Below are 23628 nucleotides of genomic sequence, written 5' to 3' on the forward strand. Positions count from 1 at the left end.
TCCCTGCCGTCCCTGGAACGACGTGGGCGGCCTGGGTCGCCCGCTCATGGGCGTCCTCCGGCCTCTGCCGTCATCGCCGGGTGGGCTTCACAGAACGCCCAGGGCGTCGAGCCCCGCCATGGTCCCGGCCAGGGTGAACGCGGGCATCAGGATCTTCATCTCCACCCAGCTGCCCGCCTTGAAGCGCATCTGCTTCGGCGGACCGACCGGGTACCAGCGCTTGCGCCCCACCGGGATCGGCCACAGGATCGGGCAACCGGAGACGGTCAGCGCGTCGCCCACGCAGTGCACCAGCGCGCCGAGCACGATGGGCAGGCCGAGCCAGAGGTACTCCTGACCGGGCGCGGTGAACAGCCAGTTCGCACCATTGCCCGGCTGGTCGAGGATGTCGGCGAGGATCCAGGCGCTACTCGCGCCCAGCAGCCAGATGAGCACGTCGCTGGCGCCCCGGGCGGCTCGCCACAGCAGCCCCGCGATGGCGAGCACCATGTGCACGAAGAGGATGCCGAGGACGGCCCAGCGGCCGCCGACCACGGCGAGCGCGGACATCCCACTGCCGACCAGCACCGCCCAGAGCCAGGTGTGGGTCAGTGTCCGGTGACCGCCGGCGCGCCGGGAGTCACCCTTCATCTTGGTGGCCGTGTAGACGGTGTGGGAGAGCTTGTCGATCACCCCGCACAGCGCCCGGGAGATGGGCCCGAAGGCCCTGGATATGGTGGCCGACTTGTGGTCGAGGTCGGGTGCCAGGGCCGCTCCGGCACAGATCAGAGCGCCGACGACCACCACCGGCCAGGGCATGGGGTGGCCCGCCGCGCCCGCCGCCGCGCCCACCCCCGTCCACGCCGCCGCTCCGGACAGTGAGTGAGCTGGTCCCATCACGGTGCCCCGCCCCCTTTTCTCTTGTTCCGCCACGCCTTCCGCGCCGCTGCCGACGGCCCGTCGGCGGCCCAGCGTACTGCCCCGTGATCTTCGAAGCGCCGGTGAGTTCCGGCAGGGGGCACCCGGCAGGCAGTATGGAGGGGTGACCCTCATCGATCATCTGCCGAACGAAGCCGATCCCGACGCCCTCTTCGAGGCCTTTTCGAACTGGGCGCTGGAGCGCGGGATCTCCCTGTACCCCGCCCAGGAGGAGGCGCTGATCGAGGTGGTCTCCGGGGCGAACGTCATCCTGTCCACGCCCACCGGGTCCGGCAAGAGCATGGTCGCCGCGGGAGCCCACTTCGCCGCTCTCGCCGATGACCGGGTGACCTTCTACACCGCGCCGATCAAGGCGCTGGTCTCCGAGAAGTTCTTCGACCTGTGCAAACTCTTCGGCACCGAGAACGTCGGCATGCTGACCGGCGACGCCTCGGTGAACGCCGACGCCCCGGTGATCTGCTGCACCGCCGAGGTGCTCGCCTCGATCGCGCTCCGCGACGGTAGGGAGGCGGACATCGGCCAGGTCGTGATGGACGAGTTCCACTTCTACGCGGAACCGGACCGCGGGTGGGCCTGGCAGATTCCGCTGCTGGAGCTGCCGCAGGCGCAGTTCGTGCTCATGTCGGCGACGCTCGGCGACATGGAACGGTTCCAGAAGGACCTGACCCGTCGCACCGGCCGGCCCACGGCGGTGGTCCGGTCCGCGACCCGGCCGGTGCCGCTCTCCTACGAGTACCGCACGACGTCGCTCACCGAGACGCTGACCGAGTTGCTGGAGACCCACCAGGCACCCGTCTACATCGTGCACTTCACCCAGGCGGCGGCGGTGGAGCGGGCGCAGGCGCTGACGAGCATCAACATGTGCACCCGGGCGGAGAAGGACGAGATCGCCCAGCTGATCGGCAACTTCCGGTTCACCACGAAGTTCGGCCGGAACCTCTCCCGCTACGTCCGGCACGGGATCGGCGTGCACCACGCCGGGATGCTGCCGAAGTACCGGCGGCTGGTGGAGCGGCTGGCGCAGGCGGGGCTGCTGAAGGTCATCTGCGGTACGGACACCCTGGGGGTCGGTGTCAACGTGCCCATTCGCACGGTGTTGTTCACCGCGCTCACCAAGTACGACGGGCAGCGGGTGCGTACGCTCCGGGCGCGCGAGTTCCACCAGATCGCGGGTCGGGCGGGGCGGGCCGGGTTCGACACCGCCGGCTTCGTGGTCGCCCAGGCTCCCGAGCACGTGGTGGAGAACGAGAAGGCCCTCGCAAAGGCCGGGGACGACCCCAAGAAGCGCCGCAAGGTGGTCCGGAAGAAGGCCCCGGAGGGATTCGTCTCCTGGGGGCAGAACACCTTCGAGAAGCTCATCGCCTCCGACCCGGAGCCGCTGACCTCCCGCTTCCGGGTCACCCACACCATGCTGCTGTCGGTCATCGCCCGGCCCGGCGACGCGTTCACCGCGATGCGCCGCCTCCTCGAGGACAACCACGAGCCGCGCAGGAACCAGCTCCGGCACATCCGGCGGGCCATCGCGATCTACCGTTCGCTGCTGGACGGCGGGGTGGTGGAGCAGCTCGCGGAGCCGGACGCGCAGGGCAGGTCCATCCGGCTGACGGTCGATCTGCAGCAGGACTTCGCCCTGCAGCAGCCGCTCTCCACCTTCGCGCTGGCCGCCTTCGAGCTGCTGGACCCCGAGTCCCCGTCCTACGCCCTCGACATGGTGTCGGTGGTGGAGTCCACCCTGGACGATCCGCGGCAGATCCTGGCGGCCCAGCAGAACAAGGCGCGCGGCGAGGCCGTCCAGCAGATGAAGGCCGACGGGGTCGAGTACGAGGAGCGGATGGAGCGGCTCCAGGAGATCACCTATCCGCAGCCGCTCGAGGAGCTGCTGTTCCAGGCCTACGGTGTCTACCGCAAGAGCCACCCCTGGGTGGGGGACCACCCGCTCTCCCCCAAGTCCGTGATCCGGGACATGTACGAACGCGCCATGACGTTCACGGAGTTCACCAGCTTCTACGAGCTGGCGCGGACCGAGGGGATCGTGCTGCGGTATCTCGCCAGCGCCTACAAGGCGTTGGCTCACACCGTGCCGGACGACCTGAAGTCGGAGGACTTCGAGGACATCGTGGCCTGGCTCGGCGAGATGGTGCGGCAGGTCGACTCCAGCCTGCTCGACGAGTGGGAGCAACTGGCCAACCCCGAGGAGGAGACGGCCACCCAGGCGCAGGAGCGTGCCGACGACGTCCGCCCGGTGACCGGGAACGCGCGGGCATTCCGGGTGCTGGTGCGCAACGCGATGTTCCGGCGCGTCGAACTGGCTGCCCTCGACAAGGTCGCGGAGCTCGGTGAGTTGGACGCCGAGACGGGTTGGGACGAGGAGGCCTGGGGGCAGGCCATGGACGGCTACTGGGAGGAGTACGACGACCTGGGCACCGGGCCGGACGCCCGCGGGCCGAAGATGCTGCGGATCGAGGAGGACTCCGAGCACGGTCTGTGGCGGGTCCGGCAGACCTTCGCCGATCCGGAGAACGACCACGACTGGGGCATCAGCGCCGAAGTGGACCTCGCGGCCTCGGACGCGGAGGGGCGCGCGGTGGTGCGCGTCACCGACGTCGGCCGACTCTGATCCGCCCTTCCCCGGCCGGATGCGCGGCCCCGGGCGGAGTCGGTGCACGGCTCCCCTCCGGGGGCCGCGGGCCTCTGCGGCGGGAGACGGCGCACCGGTCCAGGAAAGGGGGCGGTCACCGCTGACGGCTACCTCCTGAGAGCCGAGGCGGGCGACGGCAGCCGGCCGGGATGCCGCCGCTCAGCTGACGTGTTCGGCGATGAGCCGTGCGCACTCCATCGACTCCGCCTTCGTGGTGTCCACCTCCAGGTCGTAGACCACGCCCCGGTGGACCAGGGCGGCCTGGGAGGCGGCCATCCCGGCGATCCGATCTCCTCGTGCGACCTCTCGGCCCGCGGCGACCCCGCTGTCGCACCGGACGCCGACCCAGAGGACCCCCCGGCCGTGCAGCGCCTCCCGCCACCGCTGTTGCGAGTCGGCTCCGCCGAGGAAGACCTCGTCGACGATGACCCGGGCGCCGGCCCGGGCGATCGCGGCCACACCCTCGATCCACGCCCCCTCCAGCCTCCGGAACTCGGGGCCGACGTTCACCGCTCCGCCCGAAGCGAACTCGATCCCGGCATCGGACAGGCGCATGGCCGCGGGCAGCGCGTCCACGAACGTGTCGGTCCCGAGCGCCAACCAGGGATCCGGCAGGACGGCCTGCAGACAGCGGGAGATGCCGGACTTACCCGAACTTGAACCACCGTTGAGAACGATCACCTCGGTCGTCATCACGCCAGGCTAAGGGTTGTCCCGTAATCCCCGGTGGATCAGCGCACGACGGCAGATGCGGTACATCGCAAGACGGAGGGACGTCCCGATACTGGGCGTATCAGGATGTTCCGACAACGCGGCGAGGTGCCGTAGCTGTCGTCGTGCGCCCACCAGGGATTACGGGACAACCCTTAGACGGACGGGAGCCCGCAACGCGACACCCGCCCCTCCGCGACAGCCCTCGATCGGGACCGCCAAGGGTCGACGCGCCCGGGACTCACACCCGCGAGGCGGAGACCGGACTCAGCCCCGGAGGATCCGCGCCTCGCGATCGGGGTCGAGACCGACCGGGCGGCGGTCGGGTCGCTGCGGCGGAGGCCCGCCCAGTTCCCGGAGCCAGTGCCAGGTGTCGGCCACGGTCTCGGCGACGGGCCGGCAGCGCAGCCCCGCGCCGGTCGCCTTGGCCACGTCGCCTGCGTGCAGGGCCTCGTGGAGCTCGCCGGGCGGCACCCAGATCGGCAGATCGCTCCACGGCTCGACGCCGGCGGCCAGGATCGGCTCCGGCCCCGTCCACCTGAGCTCGGCATCCGAACCGGTCACCCGTACGCAGTTCTCCAGCAGTTCGCCCATGGTCGACTGGCCGCTGGGGCTGACCGTGTTGAACGCGCCGCCGAGCCCGCGTTCGGCGGCGTCCAGAACCCAGCCGGCGAGATCGCGCGCGTCGATGTACTGAAGAGGCAGGTCCTGCGGCCCGGGCGCCAGGACCGGGCCGCCGCGGGCGATCCTGTTCAGCCACCACGGCAGCCGCCCGATGTTCTCCCTTGGGCCCAGGATCAGCCCTGCCCGAGCCACCAGCGCCCGGTCGCCGAAGGCCGCGGTCGCGGCGAGTTCCCCGCCGCGTTTGGCCCGGGCGTAGTCGACCTCGCCGTCGTCCGGGGAGGCGTCCACCAGCGGGCCGTCCTCGGGCAGCCCGGCCGGCACCGGGTGGCGGTACACCGACCGGCTGGAGACGTAGGCGTAGTGCCCGGCCCGCTCGGCGAGCAGCCGGGCCGCGTCACGCACCGCTGACGGCGCACCGGTCCAGGTGTCCACCACGATGTCCCACTCGCCCTCTGCCAGGGCGGAGAGCCCGTCGGCGGCCGTGCGGTCGCCGCGCAGCCGGACCGCACCGTGGGGCGACTCCTGGCGGCCGCGGTTGAAAACCGTCACCCGCCAGCCTCTGGTCAGCGCCTCGTCGCTGACCGCTCGTCCGACGAATTCCGTTCCACCCAGCACCAGTAGCCTCATGCCGGTGACTCTGCCCGCTCGGCACGGCCGTGGGAACCGTTGCACGCGCTCGGCGGAATCGCTGAGGGCGGAACGGCCGCACGACGGAGCGGCCCGGTGGGTGGACCGGGGAGCGATCCGGCCCACACGCCTGCGGGGCGTCGCAGCCGCCGGGCCGCCAAATGCCCCATACTGGACTTATGCCACATAAGATGACACACGATGAATGGCACTCCTTCGTCTCGGAGGGCACCCGCACGGCCAAGGTCTCGACCATGCAGGCGGACGGGTCGCCGCACGTGGCGCCGGTCTGGTTCGTGATGGACGGCGACGAGGTGGTCTTCAACACCGGGGCCGGCACCGTCAAGGGACGGAACCTGGCCCGGGACGGGCGGGTCGCGGTCTGTGTGGACGACGACCAGCCGCCCTACTCCTTCGTCCTTCTCCAGGGCCGGGCCCGGCTGAGCGAGGACCCCTCGGAACTCCTCGCCTGGGCCACCCGGATCGCCGCACGCTACATGGGCGAGGAACGTGCCGAGGAGGTCGGCAAACGGAACGCCGTACCAGGGGAACTGCTGGTACGGGTGCACCTCGACAAGGTGGTGGCGGTGGCCCGCCTCGCCGAGTAGCGACCGCTCCGGGCGACCGGCTCCCCGGGCCCGGGCGACCGGCGGCGACCGGCCATCATGTCCCCATGAAGCCGGACCGCGCGCGAGTGCGCGCCTTCTTCGCGGCCAGGGCGGCGCACTGGGACCGCCGATTCCCCGACGACGGCCCCCGCTACACGGCGGCGGTCGCCGAACTCGCTCCCCCGGAGGGCGGAGCGGTGCTCGACGCCGGCTGCGGCACCGGACGGGCGCTGCCCGCGCTGCGATCCGCGGTCGGCCCCCGCGGGACGGTGCTCGGGATCGACCTCACACCCGAGATGCTGGAGCAGGCCTCCCGGGCCGGCCGGCACGGCAGCGGCCACCTCGCCGTGGCCGACGTCGCCAGGCTGCCGCTGCGCTCCGCCTCGCTGGACGCGGTGTTCGCCGCGGGCCTGATCTCACACCTGCCCGACCCCGGGGCGAACCTGCGGGAGCTGGCGCGGGTGGTCCGCCCCGGTGGCCGGCTCGCGCTCTTCCATCCGGTCGGCCGGGCCGCGCTCGCCGCCCGCAAGGGCCGGACCATCACCGCCGACGACCTGCGCGCCGAGCCCAACCTGCGGGAGCTGTTGGCCCGCTCGGGGTGGCGGATGCTCTGCTACGAGGATCGGGACGACCGCTTCCTGACCCTGGCGGCCCGGCTGCCCACCGGCCCGGAAGGGCCGCGACCGGCCCGCGGCGGCGGCTGAGCGGTGCCCGGCACCAGCCGTCTGCGCGGACCTCGTCACACGGGCTGGAGCGGCCGGTGCGGTCGTGACGGCAGTTCGACGGACACGGCGTCACCAGGACGCACCTCGCCACCGGTCAGGACGATGCCCATGATCCCGGCCTTCCGGACGATCCCGCCGTCGGGGGCCTTCCCGACCACGCGTTTCAACAGCCCGCTGCGGTACCCGTCGATCTGGTGGCAGGGGTTGCGGAGGCCGGTCACCTCGATCAGCGCGGTACCGCCCAGACGCAGCCGGGCACCGGTCGGCAGCGCCAGCAGATCGACACCCGAGGTGGTGATGTTCTCCCCGAGGCCGCCCGGGGGCACGTCGAAGCCCGCCAGGGCCACCTCCTCGTACAGCTCCTGGGGGATGAGGTGCACCTGCCGCAGGTTGGGCTGGGTGGGGTCGCGCGCCACCCGGGAGCGGTGTTTGACCGTCTCCCCCGCGTGGGCGTCTCCCTCGACCCCGAGTCCGGCGAGCAGCCGGATGCTCTCCCGTGCCGGCTTGCTGAATCCGTGTGCGCCGTCCCGGCAGACCGCCACCACGGAGGGGGGCCGGGTCACCGCTCCAACCGCTTACGGCCCACCCGGCGCAACCGTCCGCGCTGTGAACGGTCCAGCGCGAGGTAGCCAACGACCGGCACTCCGACGATGACCAGTACCGCTGCCCAGAAGGGCAGCAGCCACAGCAGCACACCCGCTGCCACGGCTCCCCCGACGACGACCTTCGTTCTGTTCGACATCCTGGTGCTCCTCCTCGGCGATCGCCGCTCTCCCGGTGGAGAACGGTCAGCCGCTGGCAGGGGTTCCGCGGCGGCGGCCCCCGCTGACTGCCTTCCCGGCGGCGGGCCGCCGCACGCATGGGCGCCACCGCTCCCCTCCGACGGCGGTCGGGGGACGGCTGCCGTGTGGGCCGGTCGCACGTCGGGCCCGGCGTCCGGCCCGGAAGGGGGTCGGGCCGGACGCAGGCAGGATCGGCGTCCCGGGTGTGGGCGGCAGCGGCCCGCACCCGGGGAACCTTAGACCGAGTCGGCGGGTCAGCCGCGAGCGCCGAGCAGGTGGTCCATCGCCAGCTGGTCGAGCCGCTCGAACGCCATGCCGCGCGCGGCCGCCGCCTCGACGTCGAACTCCTCCAGCGCCGTGCGGTCGGCCAGCAGGGCCGCCGCGGTCTCGCCCGGCTCCAAGGTCGGCCGGGCCAGTTCGGGCAGCCGGGAGGCGTGCAGCGCGTCCCGCACCTCGGGGTCCGCCCGGAAGGCCGCCGCCCGCTCCTTCAGGATCAGGTAGTTGCGCATGCAGCCGGCCGCCGACTCCCAGACGCCGTCGTGGTCCTCGGTACGCGGGGGCTTGAAGTCGAAGTGCCGCGGGCCGGCGTAACCACCCGTCTCCAGGAGGTCGACCAGCCAGAAGGCGGCGCGCAGGTCGCCGGCGCCGAAGCGCAGGTCCTGGTCGTACTTGATGCCCGACTGACCGTTCAGGTCGATGTGGTAGAGCTTGCCGGCCCAGAGCGCCTGCGCGATGCCGTGCGGGAAGTTCAGCCCGGCCATCTGCTCGTGGCCCACCTCCGGGTTGACCCCGAACAGTTCGGGGCGCTCCAGCCGCTCGATGAAGGCGAGGGCGTGTCCGACCGTGGGCAGGAGGATGTCGCCGCGCGGCTCGTTCGGCTTCGGCTCGATCGCGAACCGCAGCCCGTACCCCTGCTCGGTGACGTAGTCGGCGAGCAGGTCGAAGGCCTCCTTCATCCGGTCCAGCGCGGCCCGGACGTCCTTCGCCCCGCCGGACTCCGCTCCTTCGCGGCCGCCCCATGCCACATAGGTCTCGGCCCCCAGTTCGGCCGCGAGGTCGATGTTCCGCAGCGTCTTGCGGAGCGCGTAGCGGCGTACGTCCCGGTCGTTGGCGGTGAAGGCGCCGTCCTTGAAGACGGGGTGGGTGAACAGGTTGGTGGTGGCCATCGGGACGGCCATCCCGGTCTCCTCCAGCGCCTTCCGGAAGCGCTGGATGTGCGAGGCGCGCTCGGCGTCGGTGGCGCCGAAGGGGATCAGGTCGTCGTCGTGGAAGGTGACGCCGTAGGCACCGAGTTCGGCGAGGCGGCGGACCGACTCGGCCGGGTCGAGCGCGGCGCGGGTGGCGTCCCCGAAGGGGTCGCGCCCCTGCCAGCCGACCGTCCACAGGCCGAAGCTGAAACGGTCGTCGGGGGTGGGCTGGTAGCTCATCGGGCTCCCTCGGCTATTTCGTCATGGCAGTTGACAAATTAGTATGCCGGAGTGGAACTGGGAACCCTCACGGAGCGCGAGGCCCCGATCCACGGCAGCGGAGGCTCGACGAAGGGATCGCGTGATGGCCGCACCGGAAGGACCGCTCGTCGTCGGCGTGGACAGCTCGACCCAGTCCACCAAGGCGCTGGTCGTCGACTCGGCCACCGGCGGGGTGGTGGCACGCGGCCAGGCCGCGCACCGGGTGAGCGGCGGCGAGGGCCGGGAGAGCGACCCCGAGGAGTGGTGGGCGGCGCTCTGCACGGCGCTGCGGCAGTGCGGGGAGGCCGCGGGCCGCGCGGCGGCCGTGTCGGTGGGCGGGCAGCAGCACGGCCTGGTCACCCTGGACTCGGCCGGGCGGCCGGTGCGCCCGGCGCTGCTCTGGAACGACGTGCGCTCCGCGCCGCAGCGCGATCGGCTGGTCGAGCGGCTGGGCGGAGCCCAGGCCTGGGCGGAGCCCAGGCCTGGGCGGAGCGGATAGGCAGCGTGCCGGCGCCCGCCTTCACCGCCACCAAGTGGGCGTGGCTCACCGAGACCGAGCCGGCCGCCGCACGAGCCACCGCGGCCGTCCGGCTGCCGCACGACTACCTCACCGAACGGCTCACCGGTCGGGGTTCGACGGATCGCGGTGACGCCTCGGGCACCGGGTGGTGGACGCCCTCCCCCGGGGCCGGCCGTTACGACGAGGAGGTGCTGACGGCCATCGGGCTCGACCCGGTGCTGCTTCCGGAGGTGGTGCCGCCCGGCTCCGCCGCCGGGACCGTCCGCGCCGGGATCGGCGAACTGCCGCTGGCCGCCGGAGCGGTGGTCGGCGCCGGGACCGGCGACAACATGGCCGCCGCGCTCGGACTCGGGCTCCGCCCCGGCCAACCGGCCCTCAGTCTGGGCACCTCCGGAACCGTGTACGCGGTCTCCCGGGAGCGTCCGCTGCCCGACCCCAGCGGCACGGTGGCCGGGTTCGCAGACGCCTGCGGCGGCTGGCTGCCACTGGCCTGCACGCTGAACTGCACGCTGGCGGTGGACCGGATCGCCGCGCTGCTCCGACTGGACCGGGAGGCGGTCGAACCCGGCGGCTCGGCCGTGCTGCTCCCGTTCCTGGACGGTGAGCGGACGCCGCACCTGCCCTACGCCTCCGGTCTGCTGCACGGGCTCCGGCACGACACCACACCCGGTCAGGTACTCCAGTCCGCCTACGACGGCGCGGTGTTCGCGCTGCTGGAGGCCTTGGACCGAGTGCTGGGCGCCGAGGGGGCCGGTGCCTCGCCCGGCTCGCCGGCCGATGAGCCGCCGATCCTGCTGATCGGCGGCGGCGCCCAGGGCACCGCGTGGCGGGAGACGGTGCGCCGGCTGTCCGGGCGCCCGGTGCAGGTGCCGGAGGCGTCGGAGCTGGTCGCCCTGGGAGCCGCCGCGCAGGCGGCCGGGTTGCTGACGGGGGAGGACCCCCGGGAGGTGGCGCGGCGCTGGGGCACCGACCGGGGGGCGTACTACGAGCCGGTGTCCGAGCCGGACCGGGCGGCCCGCTCCCGGCTCGCGGCGACCCTCGACGGGGCCGCGGAGCTGCTCGGTCGGGGGTGACCCCGGCCGATGGGAGACCGGCCCCGTAGGGTCGTCAGCGTCGAGAGGAGCACCGAGGTGGCCGTACCCGCGCCGAACACCCAGCACGGTATGCGGCAGCGCAACCTGTCCCTCGTCATGCACACCATCGCCGAGCACGGCCCCGCCTCACGCGCCGCGGTCGCCGGCCACATCGGGCTGACCCGCGCGGCGGTGTCCACGCTCGTCGACGAGTTGGCGCGGGCCGGGCTCCTGGTCGAGCTGGGGCGGACCAGGACGAGGAGCGTCGGGCGGCCGGGCAGCACGCTGGCGTTCGGGGAGTCCGGGCCGGCCGGGATCGGCGCGGAGATCGGGGTGGACCACCTGGCGGTCTGCGCGGTGGACCTGAGCGGCCGGGTGCGGGCCCGGATCGAGGAGGAGGCGGCGAACCGGGGCCGCGCACCGGGGCCGGTGCTGGAGCAGTTGGGCCGGCTGGGCGCCGCGGTGGTCGCGGCGGCCGAGCGGGAGGGACTGCGCCCGGCGGGGGTCGCGGTCGCGGTCCCCGGGCTGGTGGCGCGCGGGTCGACCGTGGTGGTCCGGGCACCCAACCTCGGTTGGGAGGACGTCGACCTCGGCCCCGCACTCCAGCACGCCCTGCCGCTGCGGCTGACCGTGGACAACGAGGCCAATCTGGGTGCGCTCGCCGAACTCCGGCTGGGCGACCCGCGGCCCGCGCCCCGCGACTTCTTCCACGTCTCGGCCGAGATCGGCATCGGCGCGGCCGTGGTCGTGGACGGCGAGTTGCTGCGTGGCGCCCGCGGTTTCGCCGGGGAGCTGGGCCATGTGCCGGTGCGCCCCGAGGGACGCCCCTGTGCCTGCGGAGGCCGCGGCTGCCTGGAGCAGTACGCCGGCGAGGAGGCGGTGCTCCGGGCCGCGGGGCTCGACGGGAGCGGGGTGGCACTGCTGCGGCAGCGCGCCGAGGAGGGCGACCGGCGGGTACGTTCGGCGCTGGTCGACGCGGGCACCGCGCTGGGTACCGCGCTGGCCGGGGTGGTGAACCTGCTCGACCCGCAGACGGTGGTGGTGGGCGGCGCGTTGGCCGAGCTCTCCCCCTGGCTGCTCCCGGCGGTGCGGCGGGAGATGGCAGGCCGGCGGGTGCGCCACGAGGGGATCGTCGTCTCGCGGCTCGGCCGGGACGGGCCGCTCCTGGGAGCCGCCCACTCCGTTGTCCAACAGGTGCTCGACGACCCGATGGCGTACACGTCACCATGATGCCAAATTCCGGCGTGGATCGGCGCGTTCAGGCCAGAGCCCGGTATTGTTGTCATGTGCACGTTCTGGATTCCTGACCCCCCACCATGGAGCCACCATGAACACGCCCCAGCCAAGCCGCCGCTCCCTGCTGCGTGGCGGCCTCGTGCTCGGCACCGCGGCCGCCGCCGGTGCCCTCGCCACTCCGGCCTCGGCCCGCCCGGGCCGCCGCCCGAGAGTCCTCGACTACCCGGACGCCCACTGGACCCCGGCCAGCACGTCCAACTACACGGCCGCCAGCCGTCCCTCGGAATACCCGATCGAGTTCGTGATCATCCACGTCACTCAGGAGACCTACGCGGACACGATCGACATCTTCCAGGACTCCTCGGCACAGGTCTCGGCCCACTACGTCGTACGGTCCGCGGACGGCTACGTCGGCCAGTGCGTGCGTGACAAGGACGTCGCCTGGCACGCCGGCAACTGGGACTACAACACCCGCAGCATCGGCATCGAACACGAGGGCTGGGTGGACCAGCCGGAGTACTTCACCGACGCGATGTACGAGTCCTCGGCCAGGCTGACGGCCCACCTGTGCGACACCTACGGCATCCCGAAGGACCGGCGGAACATCATCGGCCACATCGAGGTGCCCGGGGCCACCCACACCGACCCCGGCCCCTACTGGGACTGGGCCCGCTACATGGACCTGGTGAAGTCGGTCAAGTAGGAAACTCCTCCTCCGGTCCGGAGGAGACTGGTCGGGAGACGGCGGCCGGGCACCGAGAGGGCCCGGCCGTCAGCCGATCGGCAGCCCAGGGATACCGGTGTAGTTCTCGGCCAGTTCGGTCGAGGCCGCGCGCGAGTCGGCGATCCGGTGCAGCTGGGAGAGCTGCAGCCGGCTGTCGAAGGGCGACTGCTCGGGGTCGGTGTGCAGCGCGGTCGTCATGAAGTAGGAGAAGTGCTCCGCCCGCCAGACCCGGCGCAGGCAGGTGTCCGAGTAGGAGTCGAGCAGTTCCCGCGAACCGGTCTGCTGCCAGTGCGTCAGCGCCCGGGCGAGCACGATGACGTCCGAGACTGCGAGGTTCAGCCCCTTGGCCCCGGTCGGCGGCACGATGTGCGCGGCGTCCCCGGCCAGGAAGACCCGCCCGTGGCGCATCGGCTCGGTGACCCAGCTGCGCATCGGCGTGACCGATTTGGCGAAGATCTGGCCGCGTTCCAGCTTCCAGTCGCCGTCGACGGCCAGCCGCGCGTCGAGCTCCTCCCAGATCCGCTCGTCGGACCAGTCCGCCGGGTCGGTGCCGTTCGGCACCTGGAGGTAGAGCCTGCTGACCGTCTCGGAGCGCATGCTGTGGAGGGCGAAGCCGCGCGGCGAGTGCGCGTAGATCAGCTCCTCGCAGGAGGGTGGCACATCGGCGAGGATCCCCAGCCAGGAGTAGGGGTAGGTGCGCTCGAAGTCCCGGCGCACCGCTGCCGGGACCGCGGTGCGGGCGATGCCGTGGAAGCCGTCGCAGCCGACGACCACATCGCATTCGAGCGTCTTCTCCCGGCCCTCGTGGCTGAACCGGATCCTCGGCCGCCCGCCGTCCCCGGAGCCCTCTTCAACGTTCTCCACGGAGAGCGCCTCGGCCTCGAAGAGCAGCGGCCCGCCGTCGGCCAGCTGAAGCGCGATGAGGTCCTTGACCATCTCGGTCTGCGCGTACACCATGACGCTGCGGCCGCCGGTCAGCTGCGGGAAGTCGATCCGGTGCCCCTGCCGGTCGAAGCGGAGCTCGATTCCGTGGTGCTCCATGCCCTCGCGGTCCATCCGCTCGGAGGCGCCACAGGCCCGGAGCGCGTCCACGGTGCCCTGCTCCAGGACACCGGCGCGCTGCCGCTGCTCCACGTAGGAGCGGTCGCGGTTCTCCAGGACCACCGAGTCGACACCCGCCCGGTGGAGCAGACGGGCGAGGAGCAGGCCGGCCGGGCCGCCGCCGATGATTCCGACTGTGGTGCGCATCAGTTCCTCCGAGGAGCGGCTGGTAGAGAAGTGAGATGGGCCTGGAGCGCACCGGAGACGGCAGCCGGACGTTCGACCCCCGCCAGGTGGGCGGCTCCGGCGAGTTCGAGCAGGCTCGCGCCGGGGATCGCGTCGACCAGTTCCCGGGCGTGCGCCGGAGGCGTGGCGGGGTCCTCCCGGCCCGCGATCACCAGGGTGGGCGCGGTGATCCCGCCGAGCTGGGACCGCAGGTCGTAGTCGGCCAGCGCGTCGCAGCAGGCCGCGTAGCCGGCCGGGTCCGCGGCCGCCAGGTCGGCGAGCAGACCGCTGCCGGGGTCGGTGGCGGCCGTGGCGGGGTCGGCGAACCAGCGGCCGGCGGTCCCCTCCAGCAACGGCCCGGTGCCCTGTTCGCGGACGAGCCGCGCCCGGTCCCGCCACCCCTGAGCCGGCCCGAAACGGGCCGAGGAGCAGACCATCGCGAGGGCTTCCACCCGCTCGGGGTGGTGGAGGGCGAGATGGGCGCCGACCGCCCCGCCCAGCGATATGCCGGCGTAGCGGAAGCGCCGCCAACCCTGTTGGTCGGCCAGCCGGAGGACCAGGCGGGCCAGATCGGCGACGGTGGTCTCGCCCGGCGGGTCCGCCGCGGGGCCGAGCACGGCGGCGGCGGAGCCGCCGTGGCCCGGCAGGTCCCAGCGCAGCACCCGGTGGGTACGGGCCAGTTCGGCCAGTTGCGGCTCCCAGACCGCCAGCGAGGTGCCGAGCGAGGGGCCGAGGATGAGCGGCGGCCCGCTCGTCGGTCCGTCCAGCACGTGGTGGGCCAGTCCCTGCTGGGCGGGTGTGGGCGTGCTCATGCTTCCTCCTGGGAGGCCGGGACTTCGGTGTAGCGGGTGTCCGGGATCCGCCGCAGGGCCCGGTCGACCAGGGCCGCCGCCTCTCCGAGGTAGCCGCCGGGGTCGGTGAGCTCGGTGAGCCGCCCGGCGGGCAGGGCCCCCAGCACCGCGGGCTCGCTGGCGAGCGCCTCGCTGAGTCCGGTGCCCTGCTCGGCCGCGCGCCGGGCGGCGGCGGTGAGCAGGCTCTTGGCCTCCGCCCGGCCGAGCAGCGGGGAGAGGACGGCGGAGAGCCGCTCGGAGACGACGAGGCCCCCGGTGAGCTCCAGGTTGGCCCGCATGCGCTCGGGGAAGACCCGTAGTCCGCTGGTGAGCCGGGCCGCGGAGTGAGCGGCTCCGCCAGCCAGTCGCAGCGCCTCGCGTAGCGGCTGCCATTCGGCGTGCCAGGCTCCGGCCGGCCGTTCGTCCTCGGCGGCGAGCGAGCCGAGCAGCACGGCGGCGTGGGCCGGCACTTGGCGGGCGGCGGCCGAGATCAGCGCGGCGCGCACCGGATTGGCCTTGTGCGGCATCGCTGAGGAGCCGCCGCCGTCGCCCTCGGCCACCTCGCCGATCTCGGTGCGGGAGAGCACGAGCACGTCGGCGGCGAGCTTTCCGAGGGCGCCGGCGGTGAAGGCGAGCGCGGAGGCGAGATCGGCGATCGGGGTGCGCAGGGTGTGCCAGGGCAGTACCGGTTCGGCCAGTCCGGTCTCCCGGGCGTACCGGGCCAGCAGCCGCTCCCCCGGGCCACCGGCCGTCGTGCCGGCCTGTGTTGCGGCGGGGTCCGGGCCGAAGGCTCCGAAGGCTCCGAAGGCGGCCAGGGTGCCCGCGGCTCCGCCCAGCTGCACCGGCAGGCCTCCTTCGACCAGCAGCCGGGCCAGCCTGGCGTGGGCGTCGAGGACGATCGCACGCCAGCCGGCCGCCTTGAGACCGAAGGTCGTGGGGACCGCGTGCTGGGTGAGGGTGCGGCCGGCCATCGGGGTGGTGCGGTGCCGGGCGGCGAGCCCGGCCAGCGCTGCCGCGCAACGCTCCAGCTCGCCGAGGATCAGCGGGAGCGTACGGGCGGCGACCAGCATCGCCGCGGTGTCCACGATGTCCTGGCTGGTGGCGCCGCGGTGGACGTGGGCGGCGGCCTCCGGGTCGGACGTCCGGACGGCCTCGGTCAGCTCCTGCACCAGGGGGATGACCGGGTTGCCGCCACCACGGGCGCGGAGCGCGATCTCCCGCTCGTCGATGTCCGCTTCGGCGGCGGCTCGCTCGACCGCCGCGGGCGCGGAGGCCGGGGCGAGGCCCACCGCCGCCTGGGCCCTGGTGAGCGCGCACTCCGCGTCGAGCAGGGCCCGCAGCCAGGCCCGGTCGCCGGTCGCCGCCTCGACGGCGGTACCGGCGCGCACCGGGCTGAGCAGGCCGTGGTCCTCGCCCTGGCCGGGGTCAGGAGAAGTCAAGGAAGACCGTCTCCTCCTCGCCCTGGAGGCGGACGTCGAACCGGTAGCTGCGGTGCCGCTCCGGTTCCCGCCGCGCCAGCAGGGTCGCCCGCCGCTCCGGGGCCAGTCCGGCCAGCAGCGGATCCGCGGGCTCCGGGCCGCCGTCGGCCTCGACCAGGTAGGCGCGGGTGAAGAGGTGGTGCATCAGCCCGCGGGCGAAGACGCACACCGCGAGGTACGGGGCCGGTCCGCCCGGCGGCAGGGTGCGGAGCGCGTAGTGCCCGTCGGCGTCGGTGGGGACGCGGCCGAAACCGGTGAAAGCCACACCGTCGCGGCCGATGACCGCGCCGGTGACCGGGTCGCGGCGGATCGAGCCGGGTGCGCCGGCCAGCCCGCCGTCCGGGTCGGCCTGCCAGAACTCCAGCAGCGCGTCGGGGACGGGTGCGCCCGAGCCGTCGTACACGTATCCGTGGACGGTGACCGTGTCGGGGTGTCCCGCGGGCGCCACCTCACCGCCCCCGGTGAAGGGCAGCGCGTAGCCGTAGAACGGCCCCACGGTCTGGGAGGGGGTGGGCGGGAGCGGCGGTGTGGCGGGGGTGGGAGCGGACATCAGCGGCCCTCCTCGATCCAGGTGGCGGACGGTCCGTCCAGGACCACGTCCCAGCGGTAGCCGAGCGACCACTCGGGTTGGGACAGATCGTGGTCGTAGGTGGCGACGAGTCGGTCCCTGGCCTGCTGGTCGGTGACCGACCGCAGGATGGGGTCGTGGGCGAAGAGCGGGTCGCCGGGGAAGTACATCTGGGTGACCAGGCGTTGGGTGAAGGCGGTGCCGAAGAAGGAGAAGTGGATGTGCGCCGGCCGCCAGGCGTTGTCGTGGTTGCGCCAGGGGTAGGCGCCGGGCTTGATGGTGGTGAAGCGGTAGTTGCCCTCGTCGTCGGTGAGGCAGCGGCCGACGCCGGTGAAGTTCGGATCGAGCGGGGCCGGGTGCTGGTCGCGCTGGTGGGCGTAGCGGCCGGAGGCGTTGGCCTGCCAGAGTTCGACGAGTTGACCGCGGATCGGCCGGCCGTCGCGGTCGAGGACCCGGCCGGTGACGGTGATCCGCTCGCCGAGCGGCTCGCCGAGGTGCTGGCGGGTCAGGTCGGAGTCCAGGTCGGTGACGTCGGTGGTGCCGAAGACCGGGCCGTGCAGTTCGACCGTCTCGGGGTCGCCGTCGTCGGAGAGGGCGACCAGGGGCTGCCGCGGGTGGCGGAGCACACTGCTGCGGTAGGGCGAGAAGTCGCGGGGCGGGTGGTGGGCGGCCGGCGCGCCGTTGCCGCGGGCCTTCTCGTAGGCCTGGTGGAGGCCGGCCACCTCCCGGTCGATGTCGGCCTGGCTGCTCGGCTGTCCGGGCTGCTTCTGCGCCGGGACGGCGGTGGTTCGTGGTGTGGTCATGTGACTGCTCCTGGGGCGGATGGGTGTGCTCGGGGGCGCGGCGTCGGACCGGGTGGGTATCCGTACCCGGTCCGGGCCGCGGAACCGTGGCTCACACCGACCGGTACACGGCTACGGTCAGCGTTCGAGGACGAGCGCGAGCCCCTGGCCCACGCCGATGCAGGCGGCGGCCAGCCCCGTTCCCGAGCCGGCGGCCGCGAGTTGGTGCGCCACCGCCCCGGTGATGCGGGCGCCGGAGGCTCCCAGCGGATGGCCGATGGCGATCGCCCCTCCTCTTGGGTTGACGACGGCGGGATCCAACTCGGGCCATTCGGCCAGACAGCCCAGGGACTGCGCGGCGAACGCCTCGTTGAGTTCGAAGGTGCGTAGGTCCGCGAAGCTCCGGCCGGCTTTCGCCAGGGCCCGCTTGACGGCCTCCACCGGCCCCAGACCGAAGTACTGCGGCTCGATGCCGGTGACCGCGGAGGCGCGGACCCGGGCGAGCGGCTCCCGGCCGCTGGCCCGCAGCCCGTCCTCGTCGACCAGGAGCAGCGCCGCCGCGCCGTCGTTCAGCGGCGAGGAGTTCCCCGCGGTGACGGTTCCGTCCTTGCGGAAGACGGGCTTGAGCCGGGCGAGCGCCTCCAGGGAGGAGTTCTCCCGGACGCACTCGTCGCGGGTGAGCTCACTCCCCGGGTACGGCACGACTTCGGCGTCGTAGACGCCGTCCTTCCAGGCGCGGGCCGCCTTCTCGTGGCTGGCGAGCGCGAAGGCGTCCTGGGCGTCCCGGGTGATGCCGTGCCGGTCGGCGACGAGTTCCGCGCCCTCGCCGAGGGAGACCGTCCACTCGCTGGGCATCTCCGGGTTGGTCATCCGCCAGCCGAGCGTCGTGGAGTACAGCTCCTGGTGGCCGGCGGGGAAGGCCCGGTTGGGCTTGGGCAGGACCCAGGGGGCTCGGGTCATCGACTCAACCCCGCCGGCCAGGACGACGGAGGCGTCGCCGGCCGCGATGGCTCGGGCGCCCTGGATCACCGCCTCCAGACCTGAGCCGCAGAGCCGGTTGACGGTGGTGCCGGGGACGCTGGGCGGCAGTCCGGCGAGCAGCACGGCCATCCGGGCGACGTCGCGGTTCTCCTCGCCCGCACCGTTGGCGTTGCCGAAGAAGACGTCGTCGATCCGGGCCGGGTCGAGGTCCGGCACCCGTTGGACGAGCGCCTTGACCACATGGGCAGCCAGGTCGTCCGGGCGTACGTCGGCGAACCCTCCGCCGTACTTGCCGACGGGGGTGCGGACGGCGTCGAGGATGTAGACATCGCGGCTCATGCGGCGTTCCTTCCGGCGGCCTTGAGGGCACGCAGCGCGGCGAGCTCCTCCGGGGTGGGCGGCTCGGTGACGGCGGGCTCGGGCGCGGCCGTGAGCTCCCAGCCGGTGGCCTCGCGGACCTGCTCGACGGTGACCCCCGGGTGGAGGTCGGTGAGCACGAGTTCGGCGGTGTCCGGGTCGGGCCGCAGGATGCCGAGGTCGGTGAGGACGGCGGTGGGTCCGGCGCCCCGCAGACCCAGGCGAGCCCGGTCACCGGGGCCGCTGCCGTGCCCCACGGTGGTGGTGAAGTCGAGCTTCCGCACGAAGTTGCGGGTGGAGTGGCGCAGCACCATCAGGACCCGACCGCAGTTGGCCGCTATCTCCGGTGCGCCGCCGGCACCGGGCAGACGGCCCTCCGGGCGGTCCGGGCCGCGGTCGATGACACTGGTGTTGATGTTGGCGTACCGGTCCACCTGCGCCGCGCCCAGGAAACCGACGTCGATGCGTCCGGCCTGGAGCCAGTAGTTGAAGATCTCCGGCACCGAGACGACCGCGTCGGCGGTCTCGGCGAGTTCCCCGTCGCCGATGGAGAGCGGCAGCCGGGTCGGCTTGGAGCCAAGGGTGCCGGACTCGTAGATGAGCACCAGGTCGGGGTTGTGCGTGCGGCGGGCCAGGTTGGCCGCGGTGCTGGGCAGGCCGATGCCGACGAAGCAGGTGCCGGCGCCGGCCAGGGCGCGCGCGGCGTTGACGGTCATCAGCTCGTCGGGCGTCCAGTCGGTGGTCATCGGTCCGCGCTCCTGTCGTGGATGTTCTCCTTGAGCCAGGTCTGGAAGGCCTCCCGGTCCCGGGATATCGGGTCCCACGCCTGGTAGAAGTCGTTGTCCCGGACGGAGTATCCGGAGGCGTAGGAGGGGTGCGCGCCGTCCGGCACAGGCACGACCGCGGTCACGGCCCAGCTGGGCAGCGTGATTCCGGTGGGGCGGGGCTGCAGTTCGTCGACGATCTCCTCGACGGTCACCAGCACCCGGTCCGCCGCGAGGGCGGCTTCCTTCTGCACCCCCGTCAGCCCCCACAGGTGGACGTTGCCCTGCCGGTCCGCCTGCTGGGCGTGGATGACCGTGACGTCAGGGTTGACCGCTCGCACGGCCGCGAGCTCCTCCCCCGTGAACGGGCAGACCACCGTGGAGACAGTGTCGGTGCGGTCGGGGATGTCGCTGCCGCGGTACCCCCGCAGGACGGCGAAGGGCAGCCGGGAGGCACCGGCGACGTAGCGGTTGGCCATGCCGGCGTGGCTGTGCTCGTCGAGTTCGAGCGGCCGCGGCCAGCCGTTCTCCACGGCGTCGCGGAAGCGGTGCAGCGAACCGACCCCGGGGTTGCCGCCCCAGGAGAAGATCAGCTTCTTCACCAGACCGGCGCCGATGAGCTGGTCGTAGATGACGTCCGGGGTCATCCGGACCAGAGTGAGATCGGTGATGCCCTGGCGGATGATCTCGTGCGCCGCGGCGAACGGGATCAGGTGCGTGAAGCCTTCCATCGCGACGGTGTCGCCGCTTCTGACCAGATCGGCCACGGCGTCGCGCAGACTGCGGATGTCGGCCATATCCTCTCTCACCCTTGTTCGCGGAGTGAACTTTCGTTCATAATCCTGGTGAGGTGAGAGTGTGCTCCCGCCGGGCGCGCCTGTCAATGGCCGGCCGGCTCGTCCACCGGTCACCTCCGACCGCACTGAACAGGCCGGATGCCGCCAGCGGCGGCACCGAACGACCGGCAGGACCGACCACGAGGAGGCGGGCATGCCCGCTGCGAAGGACCCGGCGACTCTGGTGGGGCCGCTCGACCGCGGGCTGACGGTGCTCCGCGCGATGTCGGAGCCGGGCAACCACCGGCTCCGCCCGAGCGACCTGGTGCACGCCACCGGGCTGGCCCGCTCCACCGTGGACCGGGTCGTCGGCACCCTCGTCCGGCTCGACCTGCTGCGGGCCGTCGGCCGCGACGTCGAGCTCACCCCCCGGCTGATGGAGTTCGGCAACGCCTACCTCGCCGGCTGCGCGATCGCCGACGCGCTGGAGCCCTACGCGGAACAGCTGGCCGACGAGCTGGACGAGTCCGTCTCGGTGGCGGTGCCGGACGGCGCGGGGGTCCGCTTCGTCACCCAGGTGATCCGGCGCCGCACCATGGCCCCGGTCTTCCGGATCGGCGATCTGCTGCCCGCCGACCGGTGCGCCGCCGGGATGGTCTTCCAGCCCGGAAATCCCGGCTGGGCCGCGGATGACCAGCGAATGGAAGAGGGCCTGCTCGCGGTCGCCGTACCGGTGCGGGACGACACCGGGCGGCAGGTGTGTGCGATGAGCGTGGTCAGCCACACCAGCCGGCACACCTCCGAATCGCTGACCGCGACCGCGCTGCCCCGCCTCCGATCGCTCCTGCCCGACCTGGAGCGGGCCCTGAGCGAGGCGCGCTCCCGCCCGCCCGGCCCACGCCCGGCCGGTCGTCCGCCCGGCGCCTCACTCTGCGCCAAACGGGAGTTGGGCGCCGGATTCCTGCAGTCCCTCGCCCGTGGGTTGGAGGTCCTGGGGGTGCTCGGCGGCGACCCGCGCGGACTCACCCTCTCCGCGGTGGCGGAGGCTGTCGGCCAACCACGGGCGACCGCCCGCCGGGCACTGCTGACGCTGGAACAGCTCGGCTACGTCGCCCACCGGGAGCGCCGTTTCCGGCCGCTCCCCCGCGTGCTGGAACTCGGCTACGCGCACCTCTCCGGACTCGGCTTCACCGAGATCGTCCACCCCCATCTGGAGCAACTCGCCGCGGAGGTCGGCGAGTCGGCCTCGGTGGCCGTGCTGGACGGCACGGACATCCGCTATGTGGCACGGGTGCCCGCCTACCGCATCATGAGTGTGAATATCACCGTCGGCACCCGCTTCCCCGCGCACGCCACCTCGATGGGACGGGTACTGCTGGCCGCGCTCGCACCCGCGGCCCGATCCGAGGTCATCGCACGGAGCGCCCTGCGGCCGTTCACCGATCGGACCATCACCGACCACGCGGCGCTGCTCCGGGCCCTCGACGAGATCACCTCCCGCGGCTACGCCCTGGCCGACGAGGAGCTCGAACAGGGGCTCCGCTCGCTGGCCGTACCGCTGCGGGACCGGGCGGGCCACCCCCTCGCCGCACTCAACCTCGCCACCTACACCGGGCGCGGCACCGCGGAGCAGTCCGAGGCCACCCTGCTCCCGGCCCTGCTGCGCAGCGCCCGCCGCATCGAGGCGGACCTGCACACCGCGTTCGAGCGCCGGCCACTGCACCTGCCGTGAGCCCCGCCGCCCCGGAGCGCCGGACGGCTCCGGGGCGCGGAGGATTGTCGGAACCCTGACCGAGCGCCACCATGGAGCCACACAGCCGGACCGGCAGTCTGCGACAGGCCCGATCGGAGTGAGCACCGTGGCCAATCCGTGGATCGCTCTAGAACCCGGCGCCGACCCCGCCGAGCGGGCCGGCGCGATCCGCCGCGCCCACGAGACCTTCACTGCTGCCGGGTCGTTGGGGGTGGGACGTCCGGTGCGCGGCGTGGTCGCGGCCTCCTGGCAGCGCTCCGCCCTGGCCCGGGTCAGCCCCGACTCCACCGCCGCGGTCGAGCTCCTCGACAGCGACCTGGCGGCACACCGGGCCGTCCATCCGCTGGCGCGGGTCATGCCGCTTTTCCGGGAGCTGATGGGCACCTTCGCCCTCGACGGCGAGCATCTCCTGGCCGTCTGCGACGCGCAGGGAAGACTGCTGTGGGTGGAGGGGCACAGGGCGGCGAGACGGCGCGCCGAGACCATGAACTTCGTGCCCGGCGCCCGGTGGTCGGAGACGGCGGTGGGCACCAACGCCCCGGGGACCGCCGTGACCGTCGACCGGCCGGTGCAGGTCTTCGCGGCCGAGCACTTCAGCCGCCCGGTGCAGCAGTGGACCTGCGCCGCCGCCCCGGTCCACGATCCGCACACCGGCCGGCTGCTGGGCGCGGTCGACATCACCGGCGGGCACCGGCTGGCGCATCCGCACAGCCTCGCCTTCGTCCAGGCGGTCGCCCGGGCCGCCGAGTCGCAGCTGGCCCTGCTCGGACCGCTGCCGTCGCCCGGGGAGGAGAGCGGCGCCCGGATCGAGCTGCGGGCGCTCGGCAGGGACGAGGCCGACCTCGTCCTCTCCGGCCGGGAACTGCGGCTGAGCCGTCGGCACAGCGAGATCATGGCCCTGCTCGCCAGCCATCCCGAGGGACTCTCCGGGGACGAACTGCTGCTCGCTCTCTACGAGGACGAGTTCACCACCCCGGTCACCGTCCGCGCCGAGCTATCCCGGCTCCGCCGCATCCTCGGCCCGGACCTGCTCCGCTCCCGTCCGTACCGGCTCACCGTGGACGTCGCGGCCGACTTCGACACCGTGCTGCGGCGGCTCGCCTCCGGAGCGACGCCGGGGGCGCTGGACGCCTACTCCGGCCCGCTGCTCCCCGGTTCCCAGGCGCCAGAGGTGGCGCGGCTTCGGAGCAGGGTGGCCGACCAACTGCGGGCCGCACTCATCTCCCACCGCGATCCCGACCTGCTGGCCGCCTGGACCCGGACCCCGTGGGGAGCCGGCGACCTGGAGGTCTGGGCGGCCCTCGTCGCGGCGCTGCCGGCGGGCTCGCTCTGCCGCTCCCTGGCCGAAGCCCGACTGCGGGAGGTGGACGCCGAGCAGCGGTGGTAGGCCGTGGCGCCCCACCGCCGGCCCGCCTCGCGTCCGCAACGTGCTCGCAACC

At 73.3% G+C, this 23628-nt stretch carries 21 protein-coding genes and 1 pseudogene; 8 read left to right on the forward strand and 14 right to left on the reverse strand.

The genetic code is table 11. The features are described 5' to 3' along the window. Positions 1-87 precede the first annotated feature (87 nt). Entirely contained in the window at positions 88-879 is a 792-nt protein-coding gene (locus BGP73_RS04725) for a metal-dependent hydrolase (protein WP_069812207.1), read from the reverse strand. A gap of 142 nt (positions 880-1021) precedes the next feature. Here BGP73_RS04725 and BGP73_RS04730 point away from each other — a divergent pair, with 142 nt between their 5' ends. Next, positions 1022-3535: a DEAD/DEAH box helicase gene (locus BGP73_RS04730; RefSeq protein ID WP_069812208.1), complete on the forward strand. Its 2514-nt coding sequence runs from the start codon at positions 1022-1024 to the stop codon at positions 3533-3535. A gap of 180 nt (positions 3536-3715) precedes the next feature. On the opposite strand, the gene cpt is transcribed toward BGP73_RS04730, so the two are convergent. Further along, on the reverse strand, positions 3716-4249 hold the full coding sequence (gene cpt / locus BGP73_RS04735) for a chloramphenicol phosphotransferase CPT (RefSeq protein WP_069812209.1): 534 nt from the start codon (positions 4247-4249) through the stop codon (positions 3716-3718). Positions 4250-4534: 285 nt separating this feature from the next. After that, entirely contained in the window at positions 4535-5518 is a 984-nt protein-coding gene (locus tag BGP73_RS04740) for an NAD-dependent epimerase/dehydratase family protein (protein WP_069812210.1), read from the reverse strand. A 179-nt stretch (positions 5519-5697) separates the two neighbouring features. Between BGP73_RS04740 and BGP73_RS04745 the strand changes: the two genes are divergently transcribed. Both BGP73_RS04745 and BGP73_RS04750 read left to right on the forward strand, forming a co-directional pair. After that, positions 5698-6126 carry a PPOX class F420-dependent oxidoreductase gene (locus BGP73_RS04745; RefSeq protein ID WP_069812211.1) on the forward strand — a complete coding sequence of 143 codons (429 nt, stop codon included), beginning with the start codon at positions 5698-5700 and terminating at the stop codon, positions 6124-6126. A gap of 65 nt (positions 6127-6191) precedes the next feature. Next, positions 6192-6830 (forward strand): class I SAM-dependent methyltransferase, encoded by a 639-nt coding sequence (locus tag BGP73_RS04750; protein ID WP_069812212.1) that lies wholly within the window; start codon positions 6192-6194, stop codon positions 6828-6830. A gap of 35 nt (positions 6831-6865) precedes the next feature. Here BGP73_RS04750 and BGP73_RS04755 read toward each other — a convergent pair whose 3' ends face one another. The 3 genes from BGP73_RS04755 to xylA form a co-directional block, all read right to left on the reverse strand. Then, positions 6866-7414 carry an MOSC domain-containing protein gene (locus BGP73_RS04755; protein ID WP_244501089.1) on the reverse strand — a complete coding sequence of 183 codons (549 nt, stop codon included), beginning with the start codon at positions 7412-7414 and terminating at the stop codon, positions 6866-6868. Then, complete coding sequence (locus tag BGP73_RS04760; protein ID WP_069812213.1) at positions 7411-7593, reverse strand: hypothetical protein; 183 nt, start codon at positions 7591-7593, stop codon at positions 7411-7413. The genes BGP73_RS04755 and BGP73_RS04760 overlap by 4 nt, the downstream gene beginning before the upstream one ends. Before the next feature lie 294 nt (positions 7594-7887). Next, positions 7888-9060 (reverse strand): xylose isomerase, encoded by a 1173-nt coding sequence (gene xylA, locus BGP73_RS04765; RefSeq protein WP_069812214.1) that lies wholly within the window; start codon positions 9058-9060, stop codon positions 7888-7890. Positions 9061-9184: 124 nt separating this feature from the next. Here xylA and xylB point away from each other — a divergent pair. The 3 genes and pseudogenes from xylB to BGP73_RS04780 all read left to right on the forward strand — a co-directional run bounded on the left by xylB (position 9185) and on the right by BGP73_RS04780 (position 12613). Further along, a pseudogene (xylB, locus tag BGP73_RS04770) lies at positions 9185-10674 on the forward strand (xylulokinase). A gap of 57 nt (positions 10675-10731) precedes the next feature. Beyond that, entirely contained in the window at positions 10732-11904 is a 1173-nt protein-coding gene (locus BGP73_RS04775) for an ROK family transcriptional regulator (RefSeq protein WP_069812215.1), read from the forward strand. Between the two features lie 97 nt (positions 11905-12001). Further along, a complete protein-coding gene (locus BGP73_RS04780; protein WP_069812216.1) occupies positions 12002-12613 on the forward strand; it encodes an N-acetylmuramoyl-L-alanine amidase in 612 nt (203 codons plus the stop codon). 69 nt (positions 12614-12682) lie between these two features. Here the strand turns inward: BGP73_RS04780 and BGP73_RS04785 are convergent, their stop codons facing one another. The 8 genes from BGP73_RS04785 to BGP73_RS04820 form a co-directional block, all read right to left on the reverse strand. Beyond that, entirely contained in the window at positions 12683-13882 is a 1200-nt protein-coding gene (locus BGP73_RS04785; RefSeq protein ID WP_069812217.1) for a 4-hydroxybenzoate 3-monooxygenase, read from the reverse strand. Then, a complete protein-coding gene (locus BGP73_RS04790; protein WP_069812218.1) occupies positions 13882-14712 on the reverse strand; it encodes an alpha/beta fold hydrolase in 831 nt (276 codons plus the stop codon). Before BGP73_RS04790 ends, BGP73_RS04785 begins: the two co-directional genes overlap by 1 nt. Beyond that, on the reverse strand, positions 14709-16169 hold the full coding sequence (gene pcaB, locus BGP73_RS04795) for a 3-carboxy-cis,cis-muconate cycloisomerase (protein WP_069812219.1): 1461 nt from the start codon (positions 16167-16169) through the stop codon (positions 14709-14711). Before pcaB ends, BGP73_RS04790 begins: the two co-directional genes overlap by 4 nt. Beyond that, positions 16156-16758, reverse strand: coding sequence for a protocatechuate 3,4-dioxygenase subunit alpha (gene pcaG / locus BGP73_RS04800; RefSeq protein WP_069812220.1), 603 nt, complete (start codon positions 16756-16758; stop codon positions 16156-16158). Before pcaG ends, pcaB begins: the two co-directional genes overlap by 14 nt. Further along, positions 16758-17579: a protocatechuate 3,4-dioxygenase subunit beta gene (gene pcaH, locus BGP73_RS04805; protein WP_069812221.1), complete on the reverse strand. Its 822-nt coding sequence runs from the start codon at positions 17577-17579 to the stop codon at positions 16758-16760. Before pcaH ends, pcaG begins: the two co-directional genes overlap by 1 nt. Positions 17580-17696: 117 nt before the next feature. Continuing rightward, positions 17697-18878: a thiolase family protein gene (locus BGP73_RS04810; protein ID WP_069812222.1), complete on the reverse strand. Its 1182-nt coding sequence runs from the start codon at positions 18876-18878 to the stop codon at positions 17697-17699. After that, positions 18875-19642, reverse strand: a complete 768-nt coding sequence (locus BGP73_RS04815) for a CoA-transferase subunit beta (RefSeq protein ID WP_069812223.1) — start codon at positions 19640-19642, stop codon at positions 18875-18877. The genes BGP73_RS04810 and BGP73_RS04815 overlap by 4 nt, the downstream gene beginning before the upstream one ends. Continuing rightward, positions 19639-20457 (reverse strand): CoA transferase subunit A, encoded by an 819-nt coding sequence (locus tag BGP73_RS04820; protein ID WP_069812224.1) that lies wholly within the window; start codon positions 20455-20457, stop codon positions 19639-19641. The genes BGP73_RS04815 and BGP73_RS04820 overlap by 4 nt, the downstream gene beginning before the upstream one ends. A 193-nt stretch (positions 20458-20650) precedes the next feature. Between BGP73_RS04820 and BGP73_RS04825 the strand changes: the two genes are divergently transcribed. Continuing rightward, complete coding sequence (locus BGP73_RS04825; protein ID WP_069812225.1) at positions 20651-22168, forward strand: IclR family transcriptional regulator domain-containing protein; 1518 nt, start codon at positions 20651-20653, stop codon at positions 22166-22168. A gap of 127 nt (positions 22169-22295) precedes the next feature. After that, positions 22296-23576, forward strand: a complete 1281-nt coding sequence (locus BGP73_RS04830) for a GAF domain-containing protein (protein WP_069812226.1) — start codon at positions 22296-22298, stop codon at positions 23574-23576. Positions 23577-23628 lie beyond the last annotated feature (52 nt).

This window comes from Streptomyces sp. TP-A0874 (assembly GCF_001748085.1).
Taxonomy (GTDB): Bacteria; Actinomycetota; Actinomycetes; order Streptomycetales; family Streptomycetaceae; genus Streptomyces.

Excerpts from the sequence above, each read along its gene's own strand:
- cpt (WP_069812209.1), bottom strand. The coding sequence starts at position 4,249 with ATGACGACCGAGGTGATCGTTCTCAACGGTGGTTCAAGTTCGGGTAAG.
- BGP73_RS04740 (WP_069812210.1), bottom strand. The coding sequence starts at position 5,518 with ATGAGGCTACTGGTGCTGGGTGGAACGGAATTCGTCGGACGAGCGGTC.
- BGP73_RS04745 (WP_069812211.1), top strand. The coding sequence starts at position 5,698 with ATGCCACATAAGATGACACACGATGAATGGCACTCCTTCGTCTCGGAG.
- BGP73_RS04750 (WP_069812212.1), top strand. The coding sequence starts at position 6,192 with ATGAAGCCGGACCGCGCGCGAGTGCGCGCCTTCTTCGCGGCCAGGGCG.
- BGP73_RS04760 (WP_069812213.1), bottom strand. The coding sequence starts at position 7,593 with ATGTCGAACAGAACGAAGGTCGTCGTCGGGGGAGCCGTGGCAGCGGGT.
- xylA (WP_069812214.1), bottom strand. The coding sequence starts at position 9,060 with ATGAGCTACCAGCCCACCCCCGACGACCGTTTCAGCTTCGGCCTGTGG.
- BGP73_RS04780 (WP_069812216.1), top strand. The coding sequence starts at position 12,002 with ATGAACACGCCCCAGCCAAGCCGCCGCTCCCTGCTGCGTGGCGGCCTC.
- BGP73_RS04785 (WP_069812217.1), bottom strand. The coding sequence starts at position 13,882 with ATGCGCACCACAGTCGGAATCATCGGCGGCGGCCCGGCCGGCCTGCTC.
- BGP73_RS04790 (WP_069812218.1), bottom strand. The coding sequence starts at position 14,712 with ATGAGCACGCCCACACCCGCCCAGCAGGGACTGGCCCACCACGTGCTG.
- pcaG (WP_069812220.1), bottom strand. The coding sequence starts at position 16,758 with ATGTCCGCTCCCACCCCCGCCACACCGCCGCTCCCGCCCACCCCCTCC.
- pcaH (WP_069812221.1), bottom strand. The coding sequence starts at position 17,579 with ATGACCACACCACGAACCACCGCCGTCCCGGCGCAGAAGCAGCCCGGA.
- BGP73_RS04810 (WP_069812222.1), bottom strand. The coding sequence starts at position 18,878 with ATGAGCCGCGATGTCTACATCCTCGACGCCGTCCGCACCCCCGTCGGC.
- BGP73_RS04815 (WP_069812223.1), bottom strand. The coding sequence starts at position 19,642 with ATGACCACCGACTGGACGCCCGACGAGCTGATGACCGTCAACGCCGCG.
- BGP73_RS04820 (WP_069812224.1), bottom strand. The coding sequence starts at position 20,457 with ATGGCCGACATCCGCAGTCTGCGCGACGCCGTGGCCGATCTGGTCAGA.
- BGP73_RS04825 (WP_069812225.1), top strand. The coding sequence starts at position 20,651 with ATGCCCGCTGCGAAGGACCCGGCGACTCTGGTGGGGCCGCTCGACCGC.